Genomic DNA, 26,243 nt, shown 5'->3' with positions numbered 1-26,243 from the left:
GCCTTCGAGCCGGTCGGTGCCGTTTCGTGTCGGGGGCGCCCTTTCCCTGCCGCGCGCCCCCGGTGGGCTCCTGTCGCACGCTTGACCGGCTGGGTGAACCTGGCCGACCGTGCCGTGCCCGTCCCGCACAATCCGGCATATGCCACTAGCGTCCCGGCCGGGGAGTGGGCGCCCGCTCGCACGCAGCCGCGGGCGCCTCCTCACGGGGCCGGGCACGCAGCGCGTCACATCGCTGCCCGAGGGGGCGCAGCCGTCACAGCCCGGCCCCGTCTCGAGCACCACGCCCCCGTCTGGCCCCTCTGGCCGGGCGGCGCGCTTTGGTGCGTCGGGGCCCGCCCTACTCTGGCCGGATGCTCACCACCGTCGCCCTCGACATCGGCGAGACCCTCGTCCGTGATGACCGCCACTGGGCCGCCTGGGCGGACTGGTTCGACGTCCCACGCCACACCCTCTCCGCACTCGTCGGCGCTGTCGTCGCCCAGGGTCGCGACAACGCCGACGCAGTCCGTCTGCTGCGTCCCGGCGTAGACCTCGCCGCCGAGTACGAAGCCCGCGAAGCTGCCGGGCAAGGCGAGCGCCTCGAAGAGTCCGACCTGTACTCGGACGTACGGCCGGCCCTCGCCGAGATGCGCGACGCCGGCGCCCGCGTCGTCATCGCCGGGAACCAGACCGCGAAGATCGGCGACTTGCTCCGTGTCCTCAACCTGCCCGCCGACCACGTCGCCACCTCTGGCGAGTGGGGCGTGGCCAAGCCCGACCCCGCGTTCTTCGCCCGCCTCATCGAGGTCGCGGGGGCCGAGCCCCACGAGATCGTGTACGTCGGCGACCACCCGGTGAATGACGTCACCCCGGCTGCCGCAGCCGGGCTTCGCACCGCGCACCTGCGCCGCGGCCCCTGGGGGCACCTGTGGGCCGACCGTCCGGAAGCCGCAGCCGCGGACTGGCGCCTCGACTCGTTGCACCAACTCCGGGCACTCGTGAGCAGGTAGCCGAACACGAAGTCGGCCCCGCACGAGCGAGGCCGAGCCGCACCCTGACGGGTACCGTTCCATGTGGCTGCACGGAACGGAGGCGAGCATGCCCGCAGCAGACCCCCGCGAGGTAGGGCACCGCATCGCGACCGCCCGCCGCATCGCTCGCCTCACGCAGGTCGAACTCGCCGATGCACGAATTGCACGCCGCCGTCTCCGAGGCCGCGTCGTGGCGACTCGCTTCCCAGTACCTGCGCATCGCCCAGGCGCTTCCCGAACTGCTCGCCGAACTTCCCCGTGCCCTCCACTCCGCCCCGACGGAGCACGAGCAGGCGGAGGTGGCCGGACTGCTCGCGTCCGCGTTCCGCTCAGCCGACGCCGTCGCCTACAAGTCCGGCGCCCGGGACCTGTCCGCCCGCCTGGTCGAGCTGATGCGGTGGGCCGCAGGCATCTCCGGGGACACCTTGCTCGGCGCTGCCGCGGCATACGTGCGCGGTGAGACGTTCTTCGCCGCCCGAGCCCACGCCCCCGGACTGCGCGCGATGCAGGCCGCGATCGACGCCGCGCCCGCGCCCAGCACCCCGCGGACGACGGCCGCGCGCGGCGCCCTGCACATGCGGGCCGCCGTCCTCGCCAGCCGCGCGACCAACCCGGACGCGGCCACCGAGCACATCGGGGAGGCCCGCAGGCTCGGCGACACCGTCCCGGAGGACGTGTACGGCGGCACAGCGTTCGGCCCGTCCTCGGTGCGCATCCACGAAGTCTCCCTCGCGGTGGGACTGGGCGGTGACCACTTGCAGCGCGCTCTCGATGTCGCCCGCGAGTGGCGCCGCCGCGGGAGCTGCCCGCCGAGCGGCGCTCCAGCTTCTACATCGAGCTGGGCCGCGCTCAGCTCTGGTCCGGGCTGCCGGATGACGCGCACGAGTCGTCGAAGGTCGCCCGGAAGATCGCTCCGAAGCACGCCCGGAACACCGGTGGGTGCGCGAGGACATCGCCACGCTGCGCCGACTCAAGCGCGCCGACCGGGAAGACCTGTCGAACTACGCCGCCTGGTGCAACGCCATCTGACCAGGTGACACAGACTGCTACACGATGTAGCAGTTACAGGCAGTCTCAGAGGTAACCATCTGCGTGACACCGGAAACGGCAGATGGGAACGGACATGAGCCTGACCGCACCACCGCCGGCAGAGCTCTGCAACGAGCACGTCAGCATCGTCCGCCTGCACGGAGAGGCCTGCTTCTACTGCGGCGCCGCGCTCGGCCGCCTGCGCCCAGCAGGCAGCAACACCACGCCCGTCCCGGGCGGCACCCGCGAGTGGCTGCTCGTCGCGTGCGACGAGCACCGCCGGGGGAGTACACGATGAGGTCGGCGTCCCTTCCCGAGTCGGCCGACGCTCTGCCGGTCGACCCCGACACGATCCGCGCCACCATCGGCCGCGCCCTGATCGAGGGGCCGGCGCCGCGCTACGCCACGCTGGAGGAGCTGGAGGGCTTGTTGCGCGGACACGTGCAACTGCTCCTGCCCGAGGCGCAGGAGGCCGGCGCGCCGCGGAACCTGCTCGCCTCCGTCCGGGTGCACCTGAAGGAGGGAATGGGCGAGGGCCTGGTGTCCGCGCGAGTCCACGTCCGTCAGCTCGCCCACGACGCCCGCGCACTGCTCCGCCACGTGGAGGCCGGGCGGTGACGCCGACGATCCGCGTCTGCCAGGTGTGCGGGACGCCGGCGCTTCTGGAGCCGCACGAGCACCGCGCCGACGACTCGGCCACGGCCCCGGCCCGGAACTCCTCGGCGCCCCGCGCCGCGCGCTGGAGATCGGCTGCGGCACCGGCCGCGCCCTGGTCCACCTCGCCCAGACACTCGGCGTCGAGGCCCACGGGGTAGACCTCTCTCCGGTCATGGTCAAGAAGGCCGCCGAGCGGTGGGCCGACACGGGCGTCACCTTCCACCACGGCGACGTGCTCACCCATCTCGCGACCGACGAGACGGTCTACGACGCCGTGTACTCCACCTTCGGCGCCGCCTGGTTCACCGACCCCAGCCGACTGTTCCCGCTCGTCCGCTCACGGCTGCGCCCAGGGGGCGCGTTCGTCTTCTCCCAGCCTCCGGCCATCCCCGGCGCCTACGGCCCGCAAGGCATGTACAAGGGCGGATTCGCCGGGAAGGCGATGTTCACCTACCGCTACAGCTACCGTCCCTCGGTCTGGGCACGGTTTCTGACCCGCGCCGGCTTCCGTGCTGCCCACGCCTCGGTGCTCGACGCCCCCACCGCCGGCCACATCGGCACGCTCATCGTCCGCGCCGTCGCGTAACACCCGAGACCGGCCTCGTCCGTCTGCCTCCCCCGTGGTGGATGGGCGGGGCCTCACCGGCCGACGGAGTCCGCCAGGTCGGTCCGGAGTGCGTCGGCGATCTGGATGAGGTGGTCCAGCCGTGCGGACCGGCTGCCGGTTTCGATCCGCCACACCGTCTCGGAACAGATACCGGCCGCGGGGTCCTCTGCGTGAGGTTCGCCAAATACGGGCGGTGGCGATGTTCCGGCCGATGCTCAGGCGCTCGCGAGCCACGCGGTCGTTCGGCTCGGATCGGACAGGCACCCGATCTACGAGCGCTGCCGTGGGCATCGACTTTCCGGTGGCCGGCTCGTGTGAGCGCGGCGCGGGCTGCGGTCGCCGCTTCTCCGGGTACGCCAAGCCGCGGCTCGAAGGCAGCCCCAGCCGTCCCTGATCGCATGCCCCGGCCGCAGAGCGGCCCGGCCGAGGACGAATTCGATGCCTCACCTACGTACGTGCGTGTGCACGCGCACCCGCTTCTACAGTCAGGAGCCCTGACGAGGCAAGGAAGGCGGCGCGGTCAAGCCGTCAGTACGCCTCAGAAGAGCACTAGAACCGCTCATTTTCGGTCCCCCGTGTGTCATATGCGTCACCCTGAAAGAAGTATTAGGAGTCATGGCGTGAGTCACACTCATTGCTCCTGACCTGCAAAAATACACATGACGGTTTGTCAGTCTCTCTAGGTCGAGCGAGCAGGGAGGTCGACTTGAGGGGTTGCGTGCGTGCAAGATGGGCCTTGCGCATTGGTTCTGGTGTGATTCGCGTCACACGTTCCGTGGAGCACCGTTGCTCAGCGCCCAGACATGGCGAGAGCCCCGCCCTCGGTGCCGGCCAAGCAACCAAGAGGACGAGGCCCTCTCTCCCATACCGTCTGCAGGCAAGGCCCCGACCTCTGGTCGGGGCTTTTGCTAGTCCCTAGAGATCCTCTCCAGAAACTCCCGCCCGGCCCTGTAGGCCGTGTACAGCAGGCCCAGCCAACGGATCCGGTTGTACCAACGGTCCGCCGTGCTGTCGTCGCAGCGGCATCCCTCCGGCCTGGCAGCCATCGGGTCACCTCCTTCTGGAGCCCTTACGAGCTCCTTCCATGGGGCCCCTTCGTGGACCCCATGGAGTAACCCACGAAGCCGAAGGCCCCACCGGAGGTGGTGGATGACCCAACACAGTACCGGCCCGGGCGTTGAAGGCTCGGCACGCCAACTAGCGGAAGCCCAAAGCGAAGTCGGCACGAAGAGTGACACCGAGTGCCGCGGAGCTGATGCCCCGTCACCTAAACCGGCAGGAGGTCATGCAGTTGACCTGCCGAGGGGCCCATGGGGCTGTCGGGGACTCAGTGCCAGGCGCACACGCAAGAGTTGTGTAAATCACACCACGCAAGCCCATGGAGGTGTTCTTTGTCTCGTACGAGCATCCAGCCGCTCAGGAGCTAAGTTCCACAAAGGGCCTGACGAGAGCCGCTTCTGAACCCTGCAGCGCGCGACGTACTTGAACGTGAACATGAAGTCCGCCGTCCCGACTGCCTCGGCACACCAGGAGAGCACCGAGCTCGCGGTGCAGCGCGGTCACTTGGGCGGCGGACTCCCCGGCGCGCTTGTCGGCGTGTGCGGCGTCGCGGTCGGTGGCCTGGGTCCGGGTGAGCAGCTGGCCGGTGGCGAGGTCGCCGAACGGGCGCCGCAGCCAGGGCGGCACGGGCGGGTCGAGGGGCTCACGGTGTGGCCACCGGAGGTGGTGATGTCTCGCCGTGCGGCGGTGTGTTCTGCGGGCGGTCGAGGGACGGGACGTGGCGCGGGCGATGGCCGCGCGGTGCTGCGCGCTGAGGCTGTCGCTGGAGGCAGGTGCAGGAGGAGGCGTAGGCGGACAGCGCCGGATACAGGGTGTTGGCCTCAGTGCCCACGCCGTACGCCAGCGCGTACCTGGGTGGTGAGGCCCCGGGCGGCGGCGATGGTCATGGCGTAGCCGTGGGAGAGGGCGCGGCGGCGATCCGGGCGGCGCTCAGTTCCGCCGAGAACACCTGGGGGCGGCCGTCGTCGCCGTTGCGGCGCCACTGGATCCGTTCCCCGTCCGGGCTGACGGTGGTGACGACGCCGCGGAAGCCGTTGAGCACGTCGACGGCGCCGGGTTCGGTCTTGTCCATGCGTGGTGTGCGCGCCGGCCCCAACAGCCCTCTGGGTGAACCTCGATACGACCGCAGGCCCTCTCTTTGTGAAGGGCCTGCCCGCCACGTCGCCCGGAAGGTCGCGACGCAGCGGCGTGAGTAAAAGATCAGCCGTCACCTCGCCGGCCTGGCGCTGCGGGCGCGCTGGGAGGCCCATGCCGGAAGCATGGCTGGGCCGGCAGAGTGCCCGCGTACGCGGCGACGTCCTGGGCGGGACGCCGCGCGTATGCGGTGATGGCCACCGCGATGTGGGAGGAGACGGCAGCGGTGAGCAGCGCGCCGTGGGCCGCAGGAGTGCGGGCGGGGCGGCGGCAGCCACGTGAGCGCGGTGGCCTGCCTCGCCCACAGACGATGACTCCTGGCAACCCCGCGGTCACCGGGCTGGGCGATCAATGTGGTGGGCGGTTCTGCGTTCGTTCCGCTCCGGGGCCTCCGCCGCGCCCGGCTCACGGAGCGGGAGTAGCGTGTGCTGGCCTCCTCTCCCGTGCTGTGAACGGGGGCGGTGACGGGCCAGGACGAGGAGCGAGGGTGAAACGGAAGGCGGGCCGCGCGCGGCCGGCGCCGGGGATGGCCGGGCTGCGCCACCCCACCCAGATGATCGCCACCGCTTTCGCCGCGGCGGTGCTGATCGGTTCGGTCCTGCTCTCGCTGCCGGTGGCGACGGAGTCGGGCACCCGTGCGGACTACGTCGACGCGCTGTTCACGTCCACCTCCGCGGTGTGCGTGACGGGTCTGATCACCGTGGACACCCCCGCCTACTGGTCGACCTTCGGGGAGGTCGTCATCCTGGTGCTGATCCAGGCCGGAGGGCTCGGGATCATGACGCTGGCCACCCTGTTCGCCGTGCTGGTCTCCCGGCGCCTGGGCCTGCGTGCGCGGTTGCTGGCGCAGGCGGAGACCAAGTCCCTCACCCTGCGCGACCTGCGCCGCGTGGTCCGCAACATCGTGATGTTCAGCCTGGGCACCGAGGCCGTGGTCGCCGCCCTCCTGACCACGGCGTTCGTGGCCGGCCACGACCAGCCGCCCGGCCGGGCGCTCTACGACGGGGTGTTCCACGCGGTCTCGGCGTTCAACAACGCCGGGTTCTCCCTCAACAGCGACAGCCTCATGCGGTACGTGGGCGATCCGTGGGTCAGCCTGACCATCTGCGTCGCGGTCGTCGTCGGCGGTCTCGGCTTCCCCGTGATCTTCGAGCTGCTCCGGTCCTGGCGCAGCCCGCGCACGTGGTCGGTGCTGACGCGCCTCACCCTGGGCCTGACGGGCGCGCTGCTGGTGGCGGGCACCGTGGTGATCACCCTGGCGGAGTACACCAACCCGGGCACGCTGGGGCCGCTGTCGTCCCCCCAGAAATGGCTGGCGGGGTTCTTCGCCTCCGTCAACGCCCGCACCGCGGGATTCAACAGCATCGACGTCGCGGCCCAGGGACCGGAGAGCCTGCTCGCGACGGACATCCTGATGTTCATCGGCGGAGGCAGCGCCGGCACGGCCGGGGGAATCAAGGTCACCACCTTCGGCGTGCTGGCCTTCGTGATCTGGGCGGAGATGCGGGGCGAGCCCGGGGTGACGGTGGGGCGGCGTCGCATCCCGGACACCAACCAGCGTCAGGCCCTCGCCCTCGTGCTGATGAGCGTCGGCGTCGTGGTCTGCGCGACCTTCGTCCTGCTCGGTGTGAGCGACTACGGCCTCGACCGGCTGCTCTTCGAGGCCGTCTCGGCGTTCGCCACCGTGGGCCTGTCCACCGGAATCACCGCCGACCTGCCGCGTGCCGGGCAGTGCGTCCTCATCGCGCTGATGTTCATCGGCCGCATCGGCCCGCTCACGCTCGCTTCCGCCCTGGCGCTGCGGAACCGCACGCGCCGCTACGAACTTCCCGAGGAGAGAACCATCGTTGGCTGACCACAGGGACGAACCCGTCGTCGTGATCGGGCTGGGCCGCTTCGGCAGCGCGCTGGCCCTGGAACTGACCGAACGCGGCACGGAGGTGCTGGCCGTCGACAGCCGCCCCAAGGTGGTGCAGGCCCTGTCCGGTGAACTCACGCACGCCGTGGCGGCCGACTGCACCGACATGGAGGCGCTGCGCCAGCTCGGCGTGCCGGACTTCTCCAAGGCCGTGGTGGGGATCGGCACCGACATCGAATCCAGCATCCTGGCCACCTCCCTCCTGGTGGAGCTGGAGATCGAGGACATCTGGGCCAAGGCCATCAGCCGTCAGCACGGCCGCATCCTCGGCCGCATCGGTGCCCACCACGTCGTCTTTCCCGAGCACGACATGGGCGAGCGCGTCGCCCATCTGGTCTCCGGCCGCATGCTGGACTACGTCGAAGTCGACCCCAACCACGCCATCGTCAAACTCAAACCGCCACGCGACCTGGTCGGCGTGACCCTGCGGGAGAGCCGTGTCCGCAGCCGCTACGGGCTCACGGTGGTGTCGGTGAAGACCACCGACGGCGAGTACAGCCACGCCACGCCCGACACCGTCCTCAACTACTCCGACGTCATCCTCGTCCTCGGCCGCATCGACGACGTCGAACGCTTCGCCGCGAGCAACTGACTGCGCGGACCCGCGGCAGCGGGGCGTGCGGGCGACGCCGGGCGGCGCTGCGGGGCCGGCCCGACACCATTCCGGTGCTCCTTCGCGCACCATGCCGGTATGACCCGACCTCGAATCCGCGTCGCCGCCTACGTCGTCCGGAACGAATCCGCGCCGGAGATCCTGGTGTTCGACCATGTCGGCATGCCGGAAGCCGGTACCCAGATCCCGGCGGGTGGCGTGAAGACAGGGGAAGCACTCGGAGAAGCGGTGCTGCGGGAAGTGGCCGAAGAGACCGGACTTCCGGGTGCCACGCTGCTCCGGCAGGTCGCCGTCGAGGACAAGCCCCACCCGGGGACCCGGCGGCCGAGGCGGACCACTTTCTTCCTTGTCCACGCGCCGGAGGACGTCGCCGATGCCTGGGAGCATCACGTCCGAGGCGACGGAGACGACGCCGGCCTTACCTTCGCCTGCCGCTTCGTCCCCCTCCCGCTGAAGCTGCCGCTCGCCGACGGCCAGGACGCCTGGCTGGGGCAGATCGACCCCGCGTGGTCCACCGCGTCGGAAGGCAGCGAACGACACGCGGGCCGGGGGATCTACCGGCGTCGCGGTGCACGGTGAACTCGACCGGGGTGGATGTTTCTTCGACGTCCGACGTCGGGGACGCCGGCGGTAGAGGCCACCGCCCGTACTCAGCGCAGACGCCGCGAGCCGGGACATTCCCTGCAGGGCCGCCACTCGAACGCGGCATGCGTCGCCCGGCGGCCGTTAGGAGACGGGGCGTCAGGCGCGGGAGGGGTGGAGGCCCGGGTCCGGGGACGGGGAGGGAAGGGCGGTGGTCACGGGCACCCGGGCGGTGACGCGGAAGGTGGAGCGGGTGGGCCGCTGGACGGCCAGCGTGCCGCCGAGTGCCGCCAGGCGCTCGCGGAGGCCGGTGAGGCCCGTCCCGTCCCCGCCGTCCCCGACCGCGTCGGTGCGGGAGCCCGTGTCGTTCTCCAGTACGAGCACCGCCTCGTGGCCGGTGATCCGCAGCGAGACGGTGCAGACGGCCGAGCCGTGCGCGTGCCGCAGGACGTTCGTCGTGCCCTCCCTGACCACCCAGCCGAGCGCGGACTGCACCGGCTCGGTGAGGGATTCGACGTCGGGGACGTCGTCGGTGGCGACCCGGCACTTCACCCCGGCGGCGCTCAGCACCCGGCGCGCTCCGGCGAGTTCCGCCGACAGGTCGGCGCGGCGGTAGGCACGTACGACGTCGCGCACTTCGCGCTGCGAGTCGCGGGCCAGGTGCTGCACCTCGTCCAGTTGCCGCGTCGCCTTGTCCTCCACGCCGCGGCGTGCCAGCTCCGCCGCCAGTTCGCTCTTGAGCGCGATGACGGCCAGGTTGCGTCCCAGCACGTCGTGCAGGTCGCGTGCGAAGCGCAGGCGCTCCTCCGCCACGGCGAGTCGGGTCTGCACCTCCCGGGCGGCGGCCAGTTCCCGCAGCACGGCGACGTACCACCCGGTGGAGCGCTGGGTGAACAGCAGCGCGGGCGCGACCGCGAGGGCGACGGCGGTGGTCGTCGCCAGGTCGGACCAGGCCCGGCCGCCCGCCGCCGCCGACGCCATGGTGAAGGCGACGAAGCCGGCGTGCAGCAGGAGGTACGTGCGCATCCGGACGACCAGCGCGAGGACGCAGAGCACCGGGGCGCTCATGCTGAGGAACACCAGGCCGTGCAGGACTCCGTCCCCGGTCTCGGCGACCGTCACGGGGCCGGTCGCCAGGATCGCGCTCACCGCCAGCACCACCAGCAGGGGGAACAGGCGCATCCCCGCCAGGGAGCCGAGACCCAGGTACACGTCCAGCGCGGGGCCGGTGAGCCTGGTCGCCAGGGTGCACTGGGCGAGGCCCAGGACGAGGACGCCCCAGGCCAGGGAGGCGGCCAGCGGGGAGCGGCCCGCGAGGGCGAGCAGCTGGGGGCCGCCGGCCAGGAACACGAGCCACGGCATCGCGCCGAGCATCCACCGCGTCGACGCCTCGACCTGCGCATGCCTGCTGCGGTCGTGCCACTGCCGGTGTCTCTCCTGAGCCCACCCGTACACGCCTGTCTCCTCGTCCTGTCCTCGGGCCGTTCTGGGGCCGGGGCCTCAGCGGCGCGGCTCCCAGCGGAACCTGGCCGACACCAGCCACGCGGCCAGCGCGATCCAGGCCGCACCCACGGCCACCGCGCGCAGCCATTCGCCGGCGTCCAGGGAGCCGGCCCAGCCTCCCCTGACGAGCTCCATGATCGGAGAGAAGGGCAGGAAGCCGCACACCGTCTCGAACGTGTCGGGCAGCACCTCCAGCGGGATGACCACTCCGGATCCCATGAAGGTGATCAGCATCAGCGGCAGCGTCGTGATCTGCGCCGCCTCCGCCGAGCGGCTCCACATGGCCGTCACCGCGGCCGCCGCCACGGCCAGTGCCAGCCCCATCACCAGGCCCAGCAGGGACAGCACCACCTGCTGCGGCGCGGTGACGTCGAAGGCGATCACCGCGCCCACCGTCAGCAGCGTGATCTGCGCCAGCGCGAGGACGACGGTCGGCAGCGCGCACGCCGTGAGGATCTCCGCATCCCGGGGCTCGCCGCAGCGCAGCCGCTTGAGGACCAGTTCCTCCCGGCGCACCACGAAGAAGCCCACGAGGTTCGCGTACACGCTGAAGAGCAGGACGAACCCGATGGACGCGGCGAGGATCACCGAGCCCACGGAGAGCCCGGTGCCGCCCAGGTCGACGTTCTCGACGGTGCTGCGCACCAGGAAGGTCAGGGCGACGGGGAGGAGCAGGGCGACCACGAGCGCGGTCTTGTTGCGCAGCAGCAGGGTCAGTTCGGCGCGGCTCAGGGCGCCCAGCCGGCCGCCGCTGGTCGTACGGGCCACGCCCGCCGGGGCAGGGGAAGTCGTCGTGCTCATGCGATACCACCTTCTCCAGGGAGGCCCCGCCGGCGCTTCCTGTGCACGCTCGGGGCGGGGCGCGGCTGCCGGTCCGATGCCGGCACCGCGTCGGACTGCGCCGGCACCGTCTCGGGGTGTGCCGGTACGGGGGCGCTCGGCCTAGGGCGTGCTGCGAAAGCGGCGTCGTCCGCCCGGTGGGCGGGCGGGGCGGTGTCAGGTGCGTGCGAGCGCAAGGCGGAGGGCCGAGAGCGCAGCGGGCTGCGCCGAGGTCCGACAACGCAGCGAGCGTGCGTGCTTGGCACCGCCCCGCAGACGGGACTTTCGCAGCACGCCCTACGCATGCGCGACCTCCGCCTTCGCCGTTCCCGGCTCGCCGTCGTCGGCGCGCGCGATGTCCAGGAAGGCTTCCTCGAGCGATCCGGAGCGGGCGTCCAGCGCCTCCAGCGTGACGTTCTGCTCGTGTGCCCACTGCAGGAGCTCCCTCAGGGTCTCCTGCAGCGTCGTGGTGCGGATCTCGACCCGGCGCCCCTCGACCGTCGCGCGCAGCGCCTGCGGCAGCCGGTCCTCCTCGACGCCCGCGGGCAGCAGGAAGCGGATGTGGGCGGGCTGCGCGGCGGTCACCTCGGCGGGCGTACCCGAGGCGACGATCCGGCCGTCCCGCATGATCGCCAGCCGGTCGGCGAGTTCCTCGGCCTCCTCGAGGTAGTGCGTGGTGAGCAGCACCGTGGTGCCCTCGTCGCGCAGCCCCCGGACCAACTCCCAGGTGTCACGGCGCCCTTCGGCGTCCAGGCCGGTCGTCGGCTCGTCGAGGAACAGCACCTCCGGCCGGCCCAGCATGGCGAGCGCGAGGTCCAGCCGTCGCCGTTCGCCGCCGGAGAGCTGCTTGACGCGGACGTCGGCGCGCCGGCCGGCGAGACCCACCAGGCCGAGCACCTCCTCGACGGGACGGGCGCCGCTGGTGCACCCCGCCCACATGCGGGCGGTCTCGGCGACGGTGAGTTCCGACGCGAACCCGCCTTCCTGGAGCATCACCCCGGTCCGGTGGCGGACGGCCGCCCGCTCCGAGTAGGGGTCGTGCCCCAGCACGCGCACGCTTCCACCGCTCGGCCGGGCCAGCCCTTCGAGCAGTTCGACGGTGGAGGTCTTGCCCGCCCCGTTCACCCCGAGGAGGGCGAAGACCTCGCCGGCACGGACGGAGAAGCTGATGCCGCGCACGGCTTCGAAGCCTTCCGCGTAACTGCGTTTCAGTTCGTCCACTTCGATCGCGTTCATGTCTCCAGCTTTCCGTTCTCGGAGGATGAGGAGCAGTGCGTGTCGTCACGACGTCACATGAGGTATGTCATGCCGGGGCCCCGGGGGGAGCCGGGGCTACCCGGCGCGGGACGGCACCGGCACCCCGCAGGCGGCGAACAACCGTTCCTGCGCGGCGTCCACGCGCGAGAGGCGATGGCGGTGGCCGCCGTCATGGCGGAAGGTCAGCTTCCGGACGCGGTTCAGCTCGCCGGCGATGCTCGCCCACGGCCGGGCGGTGCGGAGCTCTGCGACGCTGGTCAGGAGCAGAGCGAGCCAGCACAGCAGGACGTGTGCCCGGCCCCGGTCCTCCAGGCGGTGGTACACCGGCTGGAAGTAGCGGGGAGAGGCCATGGCGGAGAAGGCCCGCTCGGTGCGGAGCAGGGCGGCGTAGCCCGCTGCCGCCTGCTTCGTCCCCACGTCGGAGGTCAGGGGCGTCAGCAGGTGGGCGCCGTCCATCCGGGCGTCCGCGTCGACCGCGTCCGGGTCGACGACGAGCGAGCCCGTGCCGGGACACCGGGTGAGCCACCGGCCCAGGAGCGGGTGTCCGAGGAGCTCCTGCTGTGCGGAGGAGTCCGGGCCCCCCCGGCGGGACGCGTCAGCCGTCGTCCTGGCCAGCTCCGCTGCGACGAAGTCCAGCTGCGCGGCGCGCTGCACAGCCTCGTGTTCGGCCTCCCGGGCACTGCGCCACAGCACGCGGCGGCGCCGGCCGTCCTCGCCCAGGCGCAGGTCGCGGATCGTCAGGTCCGTCCCGACACGGCGGTGGCGACCCTCCAGATGGGGGAGGGTCTCGCCCGCCTCGGGGCTCGTCCGCAGGCTCTCGCCGGTGACGACGAGGGGGCGTAAACCCGGTTCGGACGCGAGGAGCTGGGAGCGTCTGGAGCTGCGCACGACGACGGTGCGCAGGGAGTCCGCCGCTGCGGAGCCCGGGTCGTCCGCGAGGCAGTCGCCCGGGGCGGAGGCCGCGTCCTCCGCGTGCCACGACCAGCAACCGACCGGCAGTCCCTCGTCGGTGACGGCGAGACCCACCAGGAGCGGGGGAAGCCCGTCGGTGCCGGGGACGTCGAAGAACACCAGGTCCCTCTGCCGGGACGAGGCCGCCCACGCCTTCGGTGCACCAGGGGCCCGCGCCATCCCCTCCCGCACCGTGCGGCGGAGGTCCGCCTCGCGTTCCAGGAGGCGGTCCATGGCGGCCAGCGCAGCGCCGTTGCCGTCCAGTTCGGGCAGGCCGGGAACCACGACCTCCTCCGCGGCCCACCGGTCCAGGGGTCTCGGGGACTCCGGGGCGAGGACGCGGTTGGCGACCAGGGCGAAGACGACGCGCTCCGTGCCGGGGTCGCCCAGCAGGCGGGTCAGTGCCGGCCCGATGCCCAGGGCCCGCCACAGACCGTCCAGCAGCCAGGCGGCGCCGACCGGGCGCGCGGCCTCGACTTGGGGCAGGTTCTCGGAGTGCGGCTGCGTCGCTTCCGAGGTCTCGCCGAGGTAGCGGTGGATGGAGTCGGCCAGGCGCCGCAGCACCCCCGGATCCAGGGCGTCCTCGCGGCCGAAGCTGAGCAGGATCTCGGCTCGCGTCGTGCCGTCCACGCGCTGATTCCTCGCGATCTGGAGGTAGCGCACGACGCGGCCGTCACGGTTCTTTCGCTGTGTCTTCCTGAGATACATGCCCGCAGTGTTCCCCGATTCGCCAGCAGAATCTTAATTTGCGGCGCCAATTGTGTGCCCACAGGAAGAGCTAGTAATTTCCCTAGTGTGATACAGATCACAGAGGGCCCCCTTGGCCGGGTCTTTAACTGCGCTTATCGTCAACTGCGCGCCATCAGAAATGAGTTCGACTTCACGGTGTCCCTCGACCAGGACACCCAAGGTGATGATCTTTCTCCGATTGGTTGGGGGATTCTTCTCATGGCTTACGCGCAGGTTAAGGGCTGTCCAACATTCAACGACGAGGCGACGCCCGGCGATCGTGGATTCATGTCCCTGCGCGGGGGGAAAGGGTCCGGACTTTGCGCCCGGCTCCTTCTCGAAGAGCGGACCACCGCCATCCGGAACTGATGGCCGAAACCCCAGAGCTGCCCGGCGGTAATCGCCGGGTGTGGCCGAGGCGGCACCGAGCCGTCCCGGTGATCGCGTTCCACCGAGACACAGGAGGCTCCGCATGGAGCAGAAGATCGCCACGTTCATGAACGGGCAGGAGTTCGGCTCGCTCGAGAACGGCTTCCACGAGACCGCTCCCGCCCCGGTCATGGGTACCCCCGTGGCCGCCGTCGCCACCTGCTGGTACGTCGCCGGCGGCGTGGCCGGCGCGGGCGCCGTCGTCGGCGCCTACACCTGGGGCGTCGCCAACGGCTGACCGGCCCCCGCCGGTCGGCTCGACCCCCGCAGCATCACCTTCGTAAACCGCATCAAGCAGAGGAGAGTGCAATGAGCCGTATCACCGAGAGCGTGATCGCCGTCACCCCGGAGAAGCTGGACGACGGTGCCACCACCGAGCTGGGCGCCATGGCGCCGGTGCAGGCGACCCCGGGCTTCGTGGCCTTCGGCGTCGGCTTCGCCGGTGGCGCGGGCGTGGCCTGGCTGGGCGTGCAGGCCTACGAGGCCGGCGTCAACGACTGACCCGTCCTCTTTGACGGTTCAGCAATGAGAAACTCCGTCGGTATTTCGTAACACATTGCGAGGGCCGGACACGGAGGAAAGCTGCCGGGCCGCGCCGCAATCGCGGCCCGGCAGCCCATTCGTCATCGTACGCCCACGTGCGTCGGCCTGCTGCAGTGCGAAGGAAACCATCGGTATGAAGTTGGTCAAGAAGATAGCTTCCTCTGTGTTCTCGCCGGTACCGGTGAGTCGAGACCAGGCAATAGGTGTCGCGGAACGTCTCGCTGCACTCTCGAGTCTCTCCTCCTCCCTGGAATACCTCTCCCAGTACAAGAGCCTCGAGCCGGGTGGCCTCAATGACTGGGAGATCATGCGGAGGAGGCCCGAGAGCAAGTCTCCGTTGATCCAGCGCGTCACCCACGCAGTGAGCGGTCGTCGGACGACCCTGGCCATCCATGCCGCGCGTGTCGCCGCGAGCACCGCCATGCTGCTGCCCGGCGACCATCGCCGGCGGGCGGTCGGCAGCCTGTTCCTGGCGGCGAGCACCACCCTCCTCCAGGCCCGCCACAGGTACGGCACCGACGGTTCGGACCAGGTGGCGACCCAGGTGCAGACGGTCACCGGGCTTGCGCGTCTGGTGTCGCGCCCGGAGACCAAGGACGCGCTGATGTGGTACCTGGCGCTGCAGGCGACGATGTCCTACGCCTGCTCCGGCTGGGCGAAGCTGGCCGGTGAGAAGTGGCGTGACGGTTCGGCACTTCCCGGCGTGATGCGCACCCGCACTTACGGATTCGGGACCGCGTACGAGCTCCTTCGCAAATACCCCCGCACGAGCAAGCTGGTCCAGCACGGTGTGCTGGCCATGGAATGCGGATTCCCCGTCATCTATCTCTTCGGCGGGCGACTCACTCGTCCGCTGGTCGCCGCGGCGGGCAGTTTCCACGTCGCCAACGCCTTCGTCATGGGCCTGGGCCGGTTCATGACGGCCTTTCCGGCGATGCATCCGGTGCTCGCCTACACGACGGCGCCCCGCAGCCACCCCGCCGTGGCCGGCCGCGACGACCGCATGGCCAAGACCGCTCTGGTGCTGCTGGCCGGCGGTGTGACGGCGGCGTCCGCCCTGATGGCCGCGCGCCGCGCCCGCGTGGTGAGCGGCTGGCCGCACTCGCGCACCGTCACCACCCGGCACGGCAACGTGCTCAGCTACGACGCCGGAGGCAGCAAGGCCGACCACGGCCCGGTCATCGTCTTCAACCACGGACTCGCGTCCACGGCCGAGCACTTCTCCTGGATGGCCGAGCGCCTGACCTTCGACCTCGACCTGCCGCTGGTGACGTACTCCCGCGCCGGTTACGGCCCCAGCCGCCGGCACCGGACCGCCGGCTACACGCTGCAGGAGTCCGCCGACGACATCGTCGACCTCGTCGAGGCCGCCGTACCCGACGGGCGTCCCGTGGTCCTCGTCGGCCACTCCCTGGGCGCGGAGTTCAACCGGCGCGCCGTGGCGCAGCTCGGAGACCGCGTGGCCGGCGTCGTCCACCTCGACCCGACCCACCCCGCGCAGCTCGTGCGGTCCGACAAGCAGCGCAAGGGCGGAGAGCTCTTCACCGACTCCATCCAGGAGCTGGCGCGGTGGACGCGGATGGGCTTCGGCGCGCTGATGGCCCGCCCCAAGTGGGTGGACGACCTCCCCCGCCCCTACCGCGAGAAGGTGTTCGCGATGTACACCGACTCCCGGATGTGGAGCGCGGCGTCCCGCGAGTGGAACACCGTCCAGGCCGAGTTCGACGGCTGGTCGGAGAACCTCGGGCCGCTGCAGGCCCCCGGCCTGGTGCTCGCCGCCCAGATGACCGTGGACGTCGACCCCGAGCAGCTGCTCATGTACCACGACATCGCCAAGACACACCAGGCCGCCGGTGAGAGCGGCGAGGTGACCGTGCTCGAGGGCGCGGGCCACGACACGATGCTCACCGACGCCCGCCAGGCCCGCACCGTGGCCGACCACATCGCGGCGTTCGTCCGGGACCACGTCGTCCCCGGCGGCGCGCAGGGGACCAACGAGAAGCTGCAGTCCGCGAAGCTGCCGACGGGGAGTGAGACCGAATGAGCCCGCGCACTCTGATCAGGGACGCCTTCACCGGCCACGGCACCGTGACCCGGCTGGCCGGCGCGGCCCTGCTGGTGACGACGCTGGCGTCCCAGCACCCCCACCCCGCCTTCGAGCGGGCCCGGGACAGGGACCTGTTCTCCTTCATCCCCAACTGGAAGTTCTTCGCGCCCAATCCGGCCACCCACGACTTCCACTACCTCTACCGGACGCTCGACGAGAACCGGGAGACGTCGGAGTGGGTGGAGCTGGAACTCATCAAGGACCGGCGCATGAGCCAGGCGTTCTGGTTCGCCTCCCGGCGGCGGGAGAAGGCGGTGTTCGACATCTGCAGCGCCATCCTCAAGGGCATCGGCAAGGGTGAGGACCCGACCCCCACCGCGCCGTTCCGGGTGCTCGCCGCGTTCTTCACCAAGCTGATTCTCGACGCGCCCAACGCCTCCCACGTCCGCGGCTACCAGTTCGCGATCGTCCGGGCGTCCGGCCACGACGAGGGCGAGGAGCCCGAGGTCCTGTACGTCTCCGCCTACCAGCCGCTGGACCCGGCCGCCGCGAAGCCCGTACCGGCGGCCGCCTGAACCCACCTGGTCCGGGGCCCGCCCCCAGGCGCCCCGGACCGGGTGGATCCACGACATCGGAGGACTCATGAGCATCGCCGACATCGGCTACGGCAAACAGTTCGACGGCTGGTACGACCGCGTCTTCCGCGGCGACGCCGGTGTGGCGGAGGCCGTCGACGCCCTGACCTCCCTCCACCCCGACCCGTCCACGGGGACGCTCGAACTCGGGGTCGGCACCGGGAGGATCGCGCTGCCGCTGTCCCACCGCGTCGGGGCGATCCACGGTCTCGACTCGTCTCCCGAGATGCTCGCCGCTCTGGACAAGAAGAGCGACCAGGGCGAGGTGACCGCCGAGCACGCCGACATCCGCGCACACCGGCCCGAGCGCACCTACGGCCTGGTCTACTGCGTCTGCTCGACGCTCTCCCAGATCCTGGACGCCGACGGCCGGCGCGAAGCCGTCGCCCGTGCCGCGGAGGCGCTCGCCCCCGGGGGCCGCCTGGTCGTCGAGACGCACAACCGTCCCGGCGTCCACGCCCTGCACGAGGGCCGCGCGCACGCCACCGTGTTCGCTCCCTACCCCGAGCCGAACACCGGCCTGCAGCTGCACGGCACACTGCTGGACGAGGGGCGGATCTGGCACTGCTCGACGATCTGGTTCGAGTCGGACGGCACCCACCGCATCGGCACGGAGACCGCGGCGCTCCTCACCCCCGACGACGTCGACGCCTACGCCGAGGCGGCCGGGCTCACCCCCGAGGGACGGCACTCCGGCTGGTCCGGCGCGCCCTACGCGGAGCCCGCCCCGCTGTTCGTCACCACCTACACCAAGGCGTCGCGATGAACCTGCGACGGATCGCGGCGGACCACCGCGGGCTGCTGATCACCGGCGTGCTGATGGGCCTGTTCGGCACGGCGGCCACGCTCGCGCAGCCCTGGCTGATCGGCCGCCTCATCGATTCGGTGTCCGCGGGCGAGGCGATCGCGGGGACGATCGTCGCCATCGCCGCGCTGTTCCTCCTCGACGCGGCACTGGGCGCCGGACACGCCTATGTCATCGGCCGGGCGGGGGAGAACATCGTCTTCGACGCCCGCCGCATCCTGGGCGCCCGGCTGCTGCGCAGCCGGATCCGGGACTTCCAGCGGCTGCAGCAGGGCGACGTCTTCTCCCGCACCGTCTCCGACACCTCGATCGCCTGCCTGGTGATCGCCCAGGCCCTCGCGCAGGTCTTCACCTCGCTCTTCATGGTGGTGGGCTGCGTGGTGCTCATGGCGCGGCTGGACTGGCGGCTGCTGCTGACCACGGTCGGCTGCCTGGCGGCCGCCAGCGTCGTGTCGCTGCTGGTGGCCCGTCAGGTCCGCCTCGCCGCGCTGGCCAACCGGGCGAACGTCGGCGCCTTCGGCACCGGCCTGCAACGCGTGCTCGGCGCGCTGACCACCGTCAAGGCGTCGCGCGCGGAGGAACGCGAGACCGGTGAACTGGCCCGGCTGGCGGCCAGGGCGCGGCGCAGCGGCATCCGTGTCACCGGCCTGAACGCGCTGCTGATGCCGGTGATGAACGTCGGGACGCAGCTGTCGCTGGCGGTCGTCATCGCCTGGGGCATGGCACGGGTGGCCACCGGATCCCTCTCGGCCGCCGATCTCACCGCGTTCGTGATGTACCTCTTCTACCTGGTGTCGCCGCTGGTCATGCTGTTCATGGCCGTCGGCCAGATCCAGCAGGGCCGCGCCGCCGTGCAGCGTGTGGTCGAACTGGCCGCGATCCCCCAGGAGGAGGACGACCGGCGCCTGCCCGAGCCGTCCCCGGCGGCCGAGCCGGCCGCGTCCGCGGTGCGGTTCGACAACGTCACCTTCGGCTACGGGGCCGGCGGGCCGGTCCTGCGGGACGTCTCGCTGGCGGTGCCCGAACGCGGCCTGACCGCGATCGTCGGGCCCTCCGGTGCGGGCAAGACGACCCTCTTCCAGCTCATCGAGCGCTTCCGCGAGGCCGACTCCGGCACGGTGAGCGTCGCCGGGCGCGACGTGACCGCGACCCGACTGAACGACCTGCGCTCCCTGGTCGGTTACGTGGAGCAGGACGTCCCGCTGCTCAGCGGCACCGTCCGCGACAACCTCCTGTACGCCCAGCCCGACGCGGACGAGGCGGAGGTCGCCCGTGCCCTGCGCATGGCCTGTCTGGAGGACGTCGTCGCCGGACTGCCGGACGGCCTCGACACCGTGCTGGGGGAACGCGGCTCCGGGCTCTCCGGCGGTCAGCGGCAGCGTCTGGCCATCGCGCGGACCCTGCTGCAACGGCCCCGCGTGATCCTGCTGGACGAGGTCACCGCCCACCTGGACGCCGACACCGAGGCGGCCCTGCGCGACGCCGTGACCGAGGCGTCCCGCGAGTGCGCCGTCCTGGCCATCGCGCACCGCATCTCCACCGTCGCGCAGGCCGACCGCATCATCGTCCTGGAGGAAGGACGGGTACGCGCCACCGGCGACCACCAGGCGCTGATGGCCGACGACGAGGTCTACCGTCGCCTGGCCACCCGTCAGCTCGGCCCGGAGAGCGTGCTGTCGTGACGTCCGCAGACGCCGCCGTGGTCGGTGCCGGCCCCAACGGGCTGGCCGCCGCCGTCACCCTCGCCCGGGCGGGCCTGCGCGTGCGGGTGCACGAACGGGCCGGCACCGTCGGCGGCGGACTGCGCGGCGCCGCGCTCTTCGACAGCGACGTCACCCACGACCTGTGCGCCGCCGTCCACCCGATGGCGGCCGCCTCGGCCTTCTTCCGCGCGTTCGACCTGCCGGCGCGGGGCGTGCGCATGCTGCACCCCGACCTCACGTACGCGCACCCCCTCGACGACGGCAGGGCCGCGCTCGCCCACCGCGACCTGGCGCGCACCTGCGACGGGCTCGGCGCCGACGGACCGCGCTGGCGGCGGCTGATGGAGCCGCTGGTGCACCGCAGCCAGGGCGTCACGGACCTGCTGCTGTCCACGCAGCGGACCCCACCGAACCCGGTGATCGCCGCGCTGCTCGCCCCCCGCATCCTGGGCAACCGGCTGCGCGGCAACGGGCTGCGCACCGAGGACGCCCGCGCGCTGCTCTCCGGCGTCGCGGCACACGCCGTCGGGCCGCTGCCCAGCCTGCCGTCGGCGGCGATCGCCGTGCTGCTGGGGCACCTCGCGCACGCCACCGGCTGGCCCCTCCCGCAGGGCGGCAGCGGCCGCATCGCCGACGCCCTGCTGGACGACCTGCGGGCGCACGGCGGCACCGTACAGACCGGTCACCACGTCACCGACCTCGCCGAACTCGACACCCCCGTCGTTCTCCTCGACACCACGCCGCGCGCCTTCGCCGATCTGGCCGGCGACCGCCTGCCGCCGCGCGCCCGCCGCGCGCTCCTGCGCTTCCGCTACGGACCGGGGGCGGCCAAGGCCGACTTCCTGGTGTCCGGACCGATCCCGTGGGCGAACCCCGAGGTGGGCAGGGCAGGCACCGTCCACCTCGGCGGCACCCACGCCCACACCCTCGCGGTGGAACGGGCGGCTGCGGCGGGCGAGGCCACCGACGAACCCTTCGCCCTGGTCGTCGACCCGGCCGTCACCGACCCGTCGCGGGCCGCCGCGGACGGCAGGCGCCCCGTGTGGGCGTACGCCCACGTGCCCAACGGCGACACGCGCGACCCGGTGCCGCTCCTGACCCGCCGCATCGAGCGGTACGCGCCGGGCTTCGCCGACACCGTGCTCGCCGCCCGCGGGGTCTCCGCCGCCGCCTACGAGCACTACAACCCCAACTACGTCGGCGGAGACATCGGATCGGGCGCCATCACGCTGCGCCAGTCGCTGCTGCGGCCCGTGCCGCGCCGGCATCCGTACCGCACGCCGCTGCGAGGGGTATACCTCTGCTCAGCCTCCACTCCTCCGGGGCCGAGCGTCCACGGCATGTGCGGTCATCTGGCCGCTCTGGACGTCCTGCGCCGGGAGTTCGGCGTCCGTTCCGCTCCGCCGCTGGGTCCGCCCGCCGGAGCGAGAGATCACGCAGGAAGGGAAACCGTATGAGCACCGCCCACCGACCCGACGCCGCCCAGGACTTCGCCGGATACCTGCGGGCCTACTACGCCGAGGCCGCCGCCGGCCCCGGCAGTCCCGAGGAGGTGTGGGACCGCTACCACACGCCCGGGGGAACCCACACGGTCAACGGCCGCCCCTGGGACCGTGACGAGATCATCAAGAGCGTGCGGCAGCGCCGGGAGGCCGACTCCCCGACGGCGGTGCACGTGCACGAGGTGCTCGTCGAAGGCGGCCGCGCCGCAGCCCGGTTCACCCTCCACCACACCATGCTGGGCAAGCTCGAGACCGCGGCCGAGACCGCTCTCTTCGCCGAGCTGGCCGAGGACGGGCGCGTCGCCTCGACCACGACGTTCTCCGCGAGCCGGCCCGGCTGGAGCGGCCTCGGGGAGCGTCCCGCCGAGGGCGACGCCCGCCCGTCGGCACCCGCGCCCGCCTCCGCCCCCGATCCGGCCGACTACCTGAACGCCTACGCCGAGGCCGCCTTCCGCTCGGAGGAACCGGCCGGCGACGTCCACGACCGCTTCCACACGCCCGACGCAGTCCACCACGCCGGTCGCCGCTCACTGGGGCGCGCCGACATCGTGCAGGACATGGAGAAGGCGCGGCGCAAGGGGCGGACCTGGCCGGTGGAGGTCCACGAGGCGCTGCGCGACGGCGACCGCTTCGCCGCCCGCTACAGCACCTGGCCCGACGACGGGCGGCAGGAGCGCAAGCGCGAGGAGCTCTTCGTCTTCGGCCGGTTCGCCGCCGACGGCCGGGTGTGCGAGGTGCGCCTGCTCCGCGAACCCGCGTACGGCGCGCAGTAGGCGGCGTGTGCCGTGCACCCGCGAACCCACCAGCGGAGGGGAACAGATGAGTAACCCGTTCGACGACGAGGACGGCGAGTTCTTGGTGCTCGTCAACGACGAGCAGCAGCATTCGCTGTGGCCGGCCTTCGCGGAGGTGCCCGAGGGGTGGACCGTCGCCCTGGGACCGGAAAGCCGCCCGAGGTGCCTGGAGTTCGTCGAGGAGAACTGGACCGACATGCGGCCGGCGAGCCTCGCCCGGCAGATGGAGCAGCCGCAGGCGTGACGCCGTGCCGCCGCTGCGGCGGCCCACGGGCGGGGGGAGAAGTCCGCGGTCGGCGCGCGGCCGGGAACGTCCGCGCGCCGACCGCGGGAAGTGCACCGACCTTCGAAGGGGGGAACACGTGGCATTGGACGTCACCGGCGACGCGGCACGGGCATACCCGGCAGCCGTGCGCGGAGCGGCCTGGCATGTGCCCGAAGCGGCCACGCCGGTCCCCGAGCTGCCCGAGCTCGCGTCGCTGAACGAGGACGAGCGCCGGGCCTGCCTGGCGCTCGGCGTGGACCGTGTCCACGCGGACGACGCCCTGGACGCCACCGCGCTGGCCGAAGGAGCCGCGCGGCAGGTGCTGGGCCAGGCGGGGTTGCCGGCCGGGGACCTCGGCGGCCTGATCGTCGTGGAGTCGCGGGCGCCGGAGACGCTGCTCAGCTCGGAGGCGACCAGGCTGCAGCGACGGCTCGGCGCCGACGCGGCGATCACCTTCACCGTGGGCGGCCTCGGCTGCGTCTCGGTCACCCCGGCGCTGCTCGCCGCGCGCGGACTGCTGTGCGCCGACGCGGGCCTGGGCGACGTGCTCGTCGTCCACGGGAGCAAGCCGGCCGGTGCGGGCCGCTACCGGCACCCGGTGACGGTCAACGGCGACGGCGGGCAGGCGCTGCTGGTGTCCCGCCGCGGCCCGGTACGGCTGCTCGACATCGTTCAGGAGACCAACGGGGACCACTGGGACCTGTTCCACGTCGCCTACCGGGACCGGCCCGCCGACCAGTGGCGCGAGGAGTGCCGGGACCTCCCCACGTACTCGTTCCGCCTCGCCATGGAGACCCGCGGCAGACTCTCCGCCCTGCTGTCCTCCCTCCTGGAGCGCAACGGCCTCCAGCCCGGGGACGTCCGCGGTTACGTCAGCCAGAACCTGTCGGCGGCCGGCTTCCGGTTCACCGAGGAGTCGCTCGGGATCGAGCTGCTGCCGGTCTGCCGGGACAACCTCCGCCGCTTCGGCCACCTGGGCCCCAACGACGTGTTCCTCAACCTGTACACGGCGAAGGAGCGCGGGCAGCTCGTGGAGGGCGACCGTGCCGTACTGATCAACGTGAGTCCGGTGGCCGCGTGGAGCGTGCTGCTGGTCGAACTGGGACCGCAGGAGAAGATGTCATGAACCTGATCACCTCGGAGATCACCGCCTTCCTCTCCGACGCGCTCCGCTGCGAGGTCGGGCCGGAGGACGACTACTTCGCCCTGGGCCTGGCCGACTCCCTCTTCGCCCTCGAGCTGGTGACCTTCGTCGAGGAGCGCTTCTCGCTCACCGTCGAGGTCGAGGACCTCGACCTCGACAGCTTCCGGACGGCCGACCGCATCACCGGCTTCGTGCAGCGCAAGTCCGGGGCGGCGGCCCACCCGGAGGGGCCGTGAGCACCCGGACCGGGCGGCTGAGCTCGCCGGTCGCGGCGGCGGCCGGCCTGGCCGCGGACGTACGCGACCGGGCCGCCGTCTGGGACCGCGACGGCGGCCTGCCGGACACCGTGCGCGACGCGGTCGCCGCCGCCGGCCTGCTGGCGGCCGATCTGCCCGAGGAGTACGGCGGCGCCGGCGCGACCCCGGCCGAACTGGGCGAACTCTGCGCCCACCTGGGCGGCGTGTGCAGCGCGCTGCGGGGCCTGGTGACCGTGCAGGGCATGGTGGCCGCGGCACTGCACCGGTGGGGCACCCGGGAGCAGCGGGCCCGGTGGCTGCCGCGACTGGCCGACGGCGAGCTGACCGCCGGGTTCGCCGCCACCGAACAGGCCGCCGGAAGCGCGCTGTCGGCCGTGACCACCCGGATCGAGCGGGACGGCGCCGACGTGGTGGTCACCGGCCGCAAGAAGTGGATCACCTTCGGGCAGGTCGCCGACGTGTTCCTCGTCCTCGGCCAGGAAGGCGGCAGGCCCGTCACGGCGCTCGTGGAGGGGTGGCGCGACGGCGTCGGCCGGGAACCGGTCCGCGACCAGCTGGGGATGCGCGCCGCCCGCATCGCCCACGTCGACTTCCGGTCCGTCCGGATACCGCCGGGCAACCTCGTCGCCCCGGCCGGTCTGGGGCTCTCCCACGTCGCGGCCACGGCGCTCGACCACGGGCGCTTCACCGTCGCCTGGGGCTGCGTCGGCATGGCGGAGGCGTGCGTGGAGGACGCCGCCACCCACGCCGCCACCCGCGCACAGGGGGATGCGGTCCTGGCCGACCACCAGTCCGTACGGGCGCTGCTCGCCCGCGCGGCCGTCCGGGCCGCGGGCGCGCGCGCACTGTGCCGCCGCGCGGCGGAGGCCCGCGGCGGGAACACCCGGCGCGGCATCCCCGAGACCGTCCTCGCCAAGTACGCGGCCGCCGACGCCGCAGCAGCCGCCGGCCGGGACGCCGTCCAGATCCTCGGCTCGGCGGGCTGCGAGCCCGACAGCCGGGTCGCCCGCCACTTCCGGGACGCCAAGGTCATGGAGATCATCGAAGGAGCGCAGCAGGTGGCCGAACAGCACATCGCCGAGCACGTGATGCGCCGGTACACGGCGCCCCGGGCGAACGGCACACCCTCCGGCGCCGCCGGCGGGGCGGTGGCGCGATGACCACGGCGAAGGACACCACCGGGAACACCACCGGGAACACCGCCGAGGGCGCCGCGGCCGTCGTCAAGTGCCTGGTCTGGGACCTGGACGACACCCTGTGGGACGGGGTCGTCCTGGAGAACGACGAGCCCGTTCCCTTCCCCGCCGCACTGAAGACCCTGCGCACGCTGGACGAGCGCGGCATCCTGCACGCCGCGGCCAGCCGCGGCGAGTACGACGTCAGCCGCCGCCACCTCGAACACCACGACCTGGAGGAGTGGTTCTGCGACCTCCAGGTCGGCTGGGGGGCGAAGTCGGAGGCGGTGCGGCGCATCGCCGAGAGGCTCAACATCGGCCTGGACACGATCGCGTTCGTCGACAACGACCCGGTGGAGCGGGCCGAGGTCGCCTCCGCCCTCCCCGTCGTCCGCTGCTACCGCGCGGACCAGGTCGAGGAGCTGGCCGGACTGCCCGAGTTCCAGCCGGAGTGCGTCACCGAGGAGGCCGGCGGCAGGCGGCTGCTCTACCGCACCGAGCACCGCCGGCAAGCTGCCGAGGAGTCCTTCGGCGGCGACCGGCAGGGCTTCCTCGCCTCGCTGAACCTGGTGATGACCGTCGGGGACGCGACCGAGCAGGACCTGGCCCGCGCCAGCGAACTGACGGTGCGCACCCACCAGCTCAACACCTCGGGGGTCACCTACGACGCCGCCGAACTGCGTGCGCTCGCGGCCTCGCCCGACCACCGCGTGCAGGTGGCCAGGCTCCGCGACGACTACGGCGACTACGGCATCATCGGCCTCGCCGTCACGGAACGCACCGCCGACGAGTCCGTGCTGCTGCTGTTGCTGATGTCCTGCCGGGTCGCCTCACGCGGCGTCGGCAGCGTGCTCCTGGACCACCTGACGCGGGAGGCGGTGGCGGCCGGACGCCGTCCCGTCGCGCACTTCGCGCCCACCGACGTCAACCGCACGATGCTGGTGACGCTGCGCTTCGCCGGCTACACGCCGGTCACCACCGAGGGCAGTCCGCTCGTTCTCGCCGTCGACCCGGAGCAGTTGGGGCCGCCGAAGCCGAGCCACGTCCACGTCGTCCGCGGTACGGACTGAGGGGGG

General features: G+C 72.2%; 27 protein-coding genes. 22 read left to right on the top strand and 5 right to left on the bottom strand.

The features are described 5' to 3' along the window. The first annotated feature begins 350 nt into the window (after window positions 1-350). The 5 genes from RM572_RS02080 (at window position 351) to RM572_RS02060 (ending at window position 3,282) form a co-directional block, all read left to right on the top strand. Window positions 351-989 (top strand): HAD family hydrolase, encoded by a 639-nt coding sequence (locus RM572_RS02080; protein WP_311671522.1) that lies wholly within the window; start codon window positions 351-353, stop codon window positions 987-989. 173 nt (window positions 990-1,162) lie between these two features. Next, window positions 1,163-2,047, top strand: a complete 885-nt coding sequence (locus RM572_RS02075; protein ID WP_311671521.1) for a hypothetical protein — start codon at window positions 1,163-1,165, stop codon at window positions 2,045-2,047. A gap of 86 nt (window positions 2,048-2,133) precedes the next feature. Beyond that, window positions 2,134-2,337 carry a hypothetical protein gene (locus RM572_RS02070; protein ID WP_311671520.1) on the top strand — a complete coding sequence of 68 codons (204 nt, stop codon included), beginning with the start codon at window positions 2,134-2,136 and terminating at the stop codon, window positions 2,335-2,337. Beyond that, window positions 2,334-2,657, top strand: coding sequence for a DUF6415 family natural product biosynthesis protein (locus tag RM572_RS02065; protein ID WP_311671519.1), 324 nt, complete (start codon window positions 2,334-2,336; stop codon window positions 2,655-2,657). The genes RM572_RS02070 and RM572_RS02065 overlap by 4 nt, the downstream gene beginning before the upstream one ends. A gap of 25 nt (window positions 2,658-2,682) precedes the next feature. Next, window positions 2,683-3,282, top strand: a complete 600-nt coding sequence (locus RM572_RS02060; RefSeq protein ID WP_311671518.1) for a class I SAM-dependent methyltransferase — start codon at window positions 2,683-2,685, stop codon at window positions 3,280-3,282. 1,963 nt (window positions 3,283-5,245) lie between these two features. Here RM572_RS02060 and RM572_RS02055 read toward each other — a convergent pair. Beyond that, window positions 5,246-5,434 carry a hypothetical protein gene (locus RM572_RS02055; protein WP_311671517.1) on the bottom strand — a complete coding sequence of 63 codons (189 nt, stop codon included), beginning with the start codon at window positions 5,432-5,434 and terminating at the stop codon, window positions 5,246-5,248. A gap of 549 nt (window positions 5,435-5,983) precedes the next feature. On the opposite strand from RM572_RS02055, the gene RM572_RS02050 reads away from it, so the two are divergent. The 3 genes from RM572_RS02050 (at window position 5,984) to RM572_RS02040 (ending at window position 8,606) form a co-directional block, all read left to right on the top strand. Beyond that, the gene (locus RM572_RS02050; RefSeq protein ID WP_311671516.1) at window positions 5,984-7,351 is read left to right on the top strand and encodes a TrkH family potassium uptake protein; all 1,368 of its coding nucleotides are present in this window, start codon (window positions 5,984-5,986) and stop codon (window positions 7,349-7,351) included. Continuing rightward, window positions 7,344-8,006, top strand: a complete 663-nt coding sequence (locus RM572_RS02045; RefSeq protein WP_311671515.1) for a potassium channel family protein — start codon at window positions 7,344-7,346, stop codon at window positions 8,004-8,006. Before RM572_RS02050 ends, RM572_RS02045 begins: the two co-directional genes overlap by 8 nt. 99 nt (window positions 8,007-8,105) lie before the next feature. Next, entirely contained in the window at window positions 8,106-8,606 is a 501-nt protein-coding gene (locus RM572_RS02040) for an NUDIX hydrolase (protein ID WP_311671514.1), read from the top strand. Window positions 8,607-8,768: 162 nt separating this feature from the next. On the opposite strand, the gene RM572_RS02035 is transcribed toward RM572_RS02040, so the two are convergent. From RM572_RS02035 to RM572_RS02020, 4 genes are all read right to left on the bottom strand, one after another. Then, the gene (locus RM572_RS02035; protein WP_311671513.1) at window positions 8,769-10,064 is read right to left on the bottom strand and encodes a sensor histidine kinase; all 1,296 of its coding nucleotides are present in this window, start codon (window positions 10,062-10,064) and stop codon (window positions 8,769-8,771) included. Between the two features lie 45 nt (window positions 10,065-10,109). Then, entirely contained in the window at window positions 10,110-10,913 is an 804-nt protein-coding gene (locus RM572_RS02030; RefSeq protein WP_311671512.1) for an ABC transporter permease, read from the bottom strand. A 315-nt stretch (window positions 10,914-11,228) separates the two neighbouring features. Next, window positions 11,229-12,167 (bottom strand): ABC transporter ATP-binding protein, encoded by a 939-nt coding sequence (locus tag RM572_RS02025; protein ID WP_311671511.1) that lies wholly within the window; start codon window positions 12,165-12,167, stop codon window positions 11,229-11,231. A 96-nt stretch (window positions 12,168-12,263) separates the two neighbouring features. Continuing rightward, a complete protein-coding gene (locus RM572_RS02020) occupies window positions 12,264-13,847 on the bottom strand; it encodes a hypothetical protein (protein ID WP_311671510.1) in 1,584 nt (527 codons plus the stop codon). A gap of 87 nt (window positions 13,848-13,934) precedes the next feature. Between RM572_RS02020 and RM572_RS02015 the strand changes: the two genes are divergently transcribed. From RM572_RS02015 to RM572_RS01950, 14 genes are all read left to right on the top strand, one after another. Continuing rightward, a complete protein-coding gene (locus RM572_RS02015; RefSeq protein WP_311671509.1) occupies window positions 13,935-14,237 on the top strand; it encodes a hypothetical protein in 303 nt (100 codons plus the stop codon). Window positions 14,238-14,340: 103 nt separating this feature from the next. Beyond that, window positions 14,341-14,535, top strand: a complete 195-nt coding sequence (locus tag RM572_RS02010; RefSeq protein WP_027763604.1) for a hypothetical protein — start codon at window positions 14,341-14,343, stop codon at window positions 14,533-14,535. 71 nt (window positions 14,536-14,606) lie between these two features. Further along, window positions 14,607-14,798 (top strand): hypothetical protein, encoded by a 192-nt coding sequence (locus RM572_RS02005; protein ID WP_027763603.1) that lies wholly within the window; start codon window positions 14,607-14,609, stop codon window positions 14,796-14,798. 403 nt (window positions 14,799-15,201) lie between these two features. Next, complete coding sequence (locus RM572_RS02000; RefSeq protein WP_311671508.1) at window positions 15,202-16,884, top strand: alpha/beta fold hydrolase; 1,683 nt, start codon at window positions 15,202-15,204, stop codon at window positions 16,882-16,884. Beyond that, on the top strand, window positions 16,881-17,462 hold the full coding sequence (locus tag RM572_RS01995) for a hypothetical protein (protein ID WP_311671507.1): 582 nt from the start codon (window positions 16,881-16,883) through the stop codon (window positions 17,460-17,462). The genes RM572_RS02000 and RM572_RS01995 overlap by 4 nt, the downstream gene beginning before the upstream one ends. Before the next feature lie 67 nt (window positions 17,463-17,529). Continuing rightward, window positions 17,530-18,288, top strand: coding sequence for a class I SAM-dependent methyltransferase (locus RM572_RS01990; protein ID WP_311671506.1), 759 nt, complete (start codon window positions 17,530-17,532; stop codon window positions 18,286-18,288). Continuing rightward, entirely contained in the window at window positions 18,285-20,009 is a 1,725-nt protein-coding gene (locus tag RM572_RS01985; protein WP_311671505.1) for an ABC transporter ATP-binding protein, read from the top strand. Before RM572_RS01990 ends, RM572_RS01985 begins: the two co-directional genes overlap by 4 nt. Continuing rightward, complete coding sequence (locus RM572_RS01980) at window positions 20,006-21,487, top strand: phytoene desaturase family protein (RefSeq protein WP_311671504.1); 1,482 nt, start codon at window positions 20,006-20,008, stop codon at window positions 21,485-21,487. The genes RM572_RS01985 and RM572_RS01980 overlap by 4 nt, the downstream gene beginning before the upstream one ends. After that, the gene (locus RM572_RS01975; protein WP_311671503.1) at window positions 21,484-22,305 is read left to right on the top strand and encodes a nuclear transport factor 2 family protein; all 822 of its coding nucleotides are present in this window, start codon (window positions 21,484-21,486) and stop codon (window positions 22,303-22,305) included. The genes RM572_RS01980 and RM572_RS01975 overlap by 4 nt, the downstream gene beginning before the upstream one ends. 46 nt (window positions 22,306-22,351) lie before the next feature. Continuing rightward, complete coding sequence (locus tag RM572_RS01970) at window positions 22,352-22,570, top strand: MbtH family protein (protein WP_136184183.1); 219 nt, start codon at window positions 22,352-22,354, stop codon at window positions 22,568-22,570. 166 nt (window positions 22,571-22,736) lie between these two features. Next, a complete protein-coding gene (locus RM572_RS01965; protein ID WP_394813511.1) occupies window positions 22,737-23,717 on the top strand; it encodes a 3-oxoacyl-ACP synthase in 981 nt (326 codons plus the stop codon). Further along, complete coding sequence (locus RM572_RS01960) at window positions 23,714-23,971, top strand: acyl carrier protein (protein ID WP_136184184.1); 258 nt, start codon at window positions 23,714-23,716, stop codon at window positions 23,969-23,971. Before RM572_RS01965 ends, RM572_RS01960 begins: the two co-directional genes overlap by 4 nt. Further along, on the top strand, window positions 23,968-25,152 hold the full coding sequence (locus RM572_RS01955) for an acyl-CoA dehydrogenase family protein (RefSeq protein WP_311671501.1): 1,185 nt from the start codon (window positions 23,968-23,970) through the stop codon (window positions 25,150-25,152). The genes RM572_RS01960 and RM572_RS01955 overlap by 4 nt, the downstream gene beginning before the upstream one ends. Next, entirely contained in the window at window positions 25,149-26,237 is a 1,089-nt protein-coding gene (locus RM572_RS01950) for an HAD-IIIC family phosphatase (protein ID WP_311671500.1), read from the top strand. Before RM572_RS01955 ends, RM572_RS01950 begins: the two co-directional genes overlap by 4 nt. Window positions 26,238-26,243 lie beyond the last annotated feature (6 nt).

Origin of the sequence: Streptomyces hazeniae (assembly GCF_031845485.1) — a bacterium.
Lineage (GTDB): Bacteria > Actinomycetota > Actinomycetes > Streptomycetales > Streptomycetaceae > Streptomyces > Streptomyces hazeniae.
Note: the sequence above shows the minus strand (reverse complement) of the source record. Positions and strands in the feature narration are given on the sequence as shown.